Raw genomic sequence first — 3,493 nt, 5'->3', positions numbered from 1 at the left:
GTCGGTATCCCAGTTCTCGAACCGGGTTCCGGCAACGGGTTCGACGTGAGCTTCGCGCCCGAGTGTCACCACGATGTCGACGTCACGCAGAAGTTGGGCGGCGATGGGCTTGGGTGTCTCCCTGCTGATGTCGATGCCGACTTCGGCGAGCGACTCGGCGGACAGCTTGTTGACCTCGCTCCCCGGCTTCGTCCCAGCGGAGTGCACGTCCACGGCGGCACCGGCGATCTCGTGCATCAGCCCGGCGGCCATCTGAGACTTGCCGCCGTTCTTGACGCAGACGAAAAGCACTGACGGCGTCGGGGATTCGGTCATCGTGACTCCGTCCTGAAGCGACCTCGCAGGGCTAGGGAGACGTAGACCAGCGCGACGAGGACGGGGACCTCGATGAGCGGGCCGACGACACCGGCGAGCGCCTGCCCGGAGGTGGCGCCGTACGTCGCAATGGCTACGGCGATGGCAAGTTCGAAGTTGTTGCCCGCCGCAGTGAACGCCAACGTGGTGGTGCGCTGATAGCCCAGGCCGAGCAGAGCACCCAGAAGATATCCCCCGCCCCACATGATCGCGAAGTAGGCCAGCAGCGGGAGGGCAATGCGCACGACGTCGAGGGGACGGCTGGTGATCTGATCACCCTGCAGCGCAAAGAGAATGACGATGGTGAACAGGAGGCCGTACAGAGCCCATGGGCCGATGACGGGCAGCAAGTTCGACTCGTACCAGGAGCGCCCCTTGGCCTTCTCCCCCACGCGGCGCGACAAATAGCCCGCCAGCAGCGGGATGCCGAGGAAGATGAGCACCGATTTCGCGATCTGCCACGGCGAGGTGCTGATGGTGGTCTGTTCCAAGCCGAGCCAGCCGGGCAGCACCGACAGGTAGAACCAGCCGAGGACGGCGAACATCACGACTTGGAAGATCGAGTTGAGCGCCACCAGGACTGCTGCCGCTTCGCGGTCGCCACATGCCAGGTCGTTCCAGATGATGACCATGGCGATGCAGCGGGCCAGGCCCACGATGATCAGCCCGGTGCGGTACTCGGGTAGATCCGGCAGCAGCAGCCACGCGAGTGCGAACATCAGCGCCGGCCCGAGCACCCAGTTCAGCACCAGCGAGCTGACGAGAAGCTTGCGGTCCCCGGTGACGGTGTCGAGCCGGTCATAGCGAACCTTGGACAGCACCGGGTACATCATGATCAACAGGCCCATTGCGATCGGGAGCGAGATGCCGTCGACCTCAACATGATTCAGGGCGGTGTTCAAGCCAGGAACGAGCCGGCCGAACAGCAGGCCGACAGCCATCGCGATGCCGATCCACACCGGCAGGAAGCGATTCAGCAGCGAGAGTTTCTCGACGACGCCGGGACGATCGTCCGCTTCGATGGGCGTGGTCACGCTGACTCAGCAGCAAGCGTTGGCGGCTGGGGACTCCTCGGCATGTTCGGGGCTGGTGCCGAAGGTGTCGGAATCAGACAACACCGTGTAGACCTCCCACTTCTCACCAGCCGGCCCGGTGACCCAGACCTTGTCTTGGGTGGCGAAACAACACGTGGTGCCGATCTCCTCATCGGTGAAGAGGCCCTCGGCGGTGAGCCGGGCAATCTCGGCGTGCACGGTGTCGCTGGACTCGACCTCGACCCCGAGGTGGTTGATGGTGCCGCCCCTGCCGGGGTTCTCCAAGAGGACCAACTTCAGCGGTGGCTCGGCGATCGCGAAGTTCGCGTAGCCCTCCTTGACCTTGGCGGGCTGCGTGTTGAACAGCTTCGAGTAGAAGGTGACGGCCTCGTCGAGGTCGTCGACGTTGAGGGCAAGCTGGGCTCGGGACATGAAGAACCTTTCGACGTGTGCGACTTATGTCGAACTAATGCCATCCCAGACTGCCCACCTTTTTGACTTATGTCAATGCTGTTCGCCATACTGGCTTGGTGCCCAAGACGCTGCCGACGATCGACATGACCGCCCCCGTCTGCTGCGCGCCCGTGGCCGCTGGACCCATGAGCGACGAGGCGGCGCTCGAAGTGGCGCTGCGGCTCAAGGCGCTCGCGGACCCGGCGCGCGTGAAGATCATGTCACTGTTGTTCAGCTCCGCGGCGGGCGAACAGAACAGCGGTGAATTGGCGACGGCTCTCGGACTGACCGAGTCCACCGTCAGCCACCACCTGGCTCAACTCCGGCGCGCTGGTTTCGTCGAATCCGATCGGCGCGGGATGAACGTGTACCACCGACCGGGCCGTGACGCAGTCGGTGCACTCTGCACAGTCCTGGACCCCACCTGCTGCACCTGACGGAACTTGGCTTCAGCGCAGCTCTTCGGCCAACGCGACGATGATGCCCTCCGGGCGGCAGACCGTCACCACCAGTAGTGCGGGTACTTCGCACCGTTGATCTTGTTGCCCGCCAAACCTACGACGACCAGAATCACCGCCGCGGACCCGACCAGGACGACGAACTCCCACCGGGGGATGGCGGGGGCAACGGCGATCATCGCAGTCGCAGCGGCCGGGGAGTGCGACATCCGCAGCAGTTTCATCGTGCCAAGAGCCAACGCGCCAGCGAGTGCACCGGCCCACAGCGAATCGATGCCGATCATGCCGACGAGCACACCGACGATCGCCGACATCACATGCCCGCCGATCACATTGCGTGGCTGCGACAGCGGGAAGTGGGCGCCGCCAACAACCAGCGCCATACTGGCCGCCAAAGGCGGGATCAACCACGGGTCATGGGTGAAGGCCGTCAGCGCCGCCACGATCGCGAGTGCCACCAAGCTCACGATCGTTTCGACGACGATCACCCCCAGCTTCTGACGGGGTGGAGCAGAACTCACGTACCACTGCGATCGACTCGGTGTCTGCGACTCCGCCGCCGGTTGCGGTTGCGCAGAGACCACGGACGGTTCCGTCACGAAGCTCTCCCGGCTGATGATCGCATCAGAAGAAGCTATGCGGCGCGGCACGAGTCGAGCAAGGTGACGTCGTCGATCACGTCATTCACAGTATTTATCGTGCAGCGCAACGGATGTCGAGGGCATGGGCTGTGCATTCCGCCACGGTTTGCAGGCGCTCTCGCACGTACGATTCACGGTGTCTATCGCGGCGCGATACGGATGCAGGCGCGATGGCTGCGCCACCCCGTCGTTGGTTTGCCCGTTCTGGGGCCAGGGGCAGGGTGGGGCGACACGATGGCTGGACCCGCGTCGATCAGCGCCTTCGCGGCGTGGCGCGATCACCGATGCACGCATGGAGATGGTCGAGCGCTGACCGGGCTTCAGGTCAGCTTCTTGCGCGGCCCGCTGGGTTGTCCTACTCTTCGCAAATGAGAATGCAATTCTCTTGTCTGGACAATTCATTCTCATAGCGACACCCGACCACCCGACAGGCGTCCACTCTGAAGGAACCGATGAACAAGCTGCGCGTCATCCAATGGACCACCGGCAACATCGGGCGACGTTCGCTGCACGCCGTCATCGGCAGGCCCGACATGGAGTTGGTCGGCGTGTA

General features: G+C 64.0%; 3 protein-coding genes and 1 pseudogene. 1 reads left to right on the top strand and 3 read right to left on the bottom strand.

What is annotated here, in order from left to right; translation table 11 throughout:
- Together arsB and QOI01_RS30310 are read right to left on the bottom strand one after the other, a co-directional pair.
- Positions 1–1,388: pseudogene (arsB, locus tag QOI01_RS30315) on the bottom strand (ACR3 family arsenite efflux transporter); the annotation flags it as partial.
- A 6-nt stretch (positions 1,389–1,394) separates the two neighbouring features.
- On the bottom strand, positions 1,395–1,820 hold the full coding sequence (locus tag QOI01_RS30310; protein ID WP_526386966.1) for an ArsI/CadI family heavy metal resistance metalloenzyme: 426 nt from the start codon (positions 1,818–1,820) through the stop codon (positions 1,395–1,397).
- A gap of 98 nt (positions 1,821–1,918) precedes the next feature.
- On the opposite strand from QOI01_RS30310, the gene QOI01_RS30305 reads away from it, so the two are divergent.
- Positions 1,919–2,278: an Rv2640c family ArsR-like transcriptional regulator gene (locus tag QOI01_RS30305; protein ID WP_526386964.1), complete on the top strand. Its 360-nt coding sequence runs from the start codon at positions 1,919–1,921 to the stop codon at positions 2,276–2,278.
- Positions 2,279–2,343: 65 nt separating this feature from the next.
- Here QOI01_RS30305 and QOI01_RS30300 read toward each other — a convergent pair whose 3' ends face one another.
- The gene (locus QOI01_RS30300; protein ID WP_526386962.1) at positions 2,344–2,898 is read right to left on the bottom strand and encodes an HPP family protein; all 555 of its coding nucleotides are present in this window, start codon (positions 2,896–2,898) and stop codon (positions 2,344–2,346) included.
- Between the last annotated feature and the right edge of the window lie 595 nt (positions 2,899–3,493).

Origin of the sequence: Mycobacterium sp. (genome assembly GCF_032162605.1) — a bacterium.
Lineage (GTDB): Bacteria > Actinomycetota > Actinomycetes > Mycobacteriales > Mycobacteriaceae > Mycobacterium.
The sequence above is the reverse complement of the archived record's forward strand: the minus strand, read 5'-3'. Positions and strand labels throughout refer to the sequence as shown.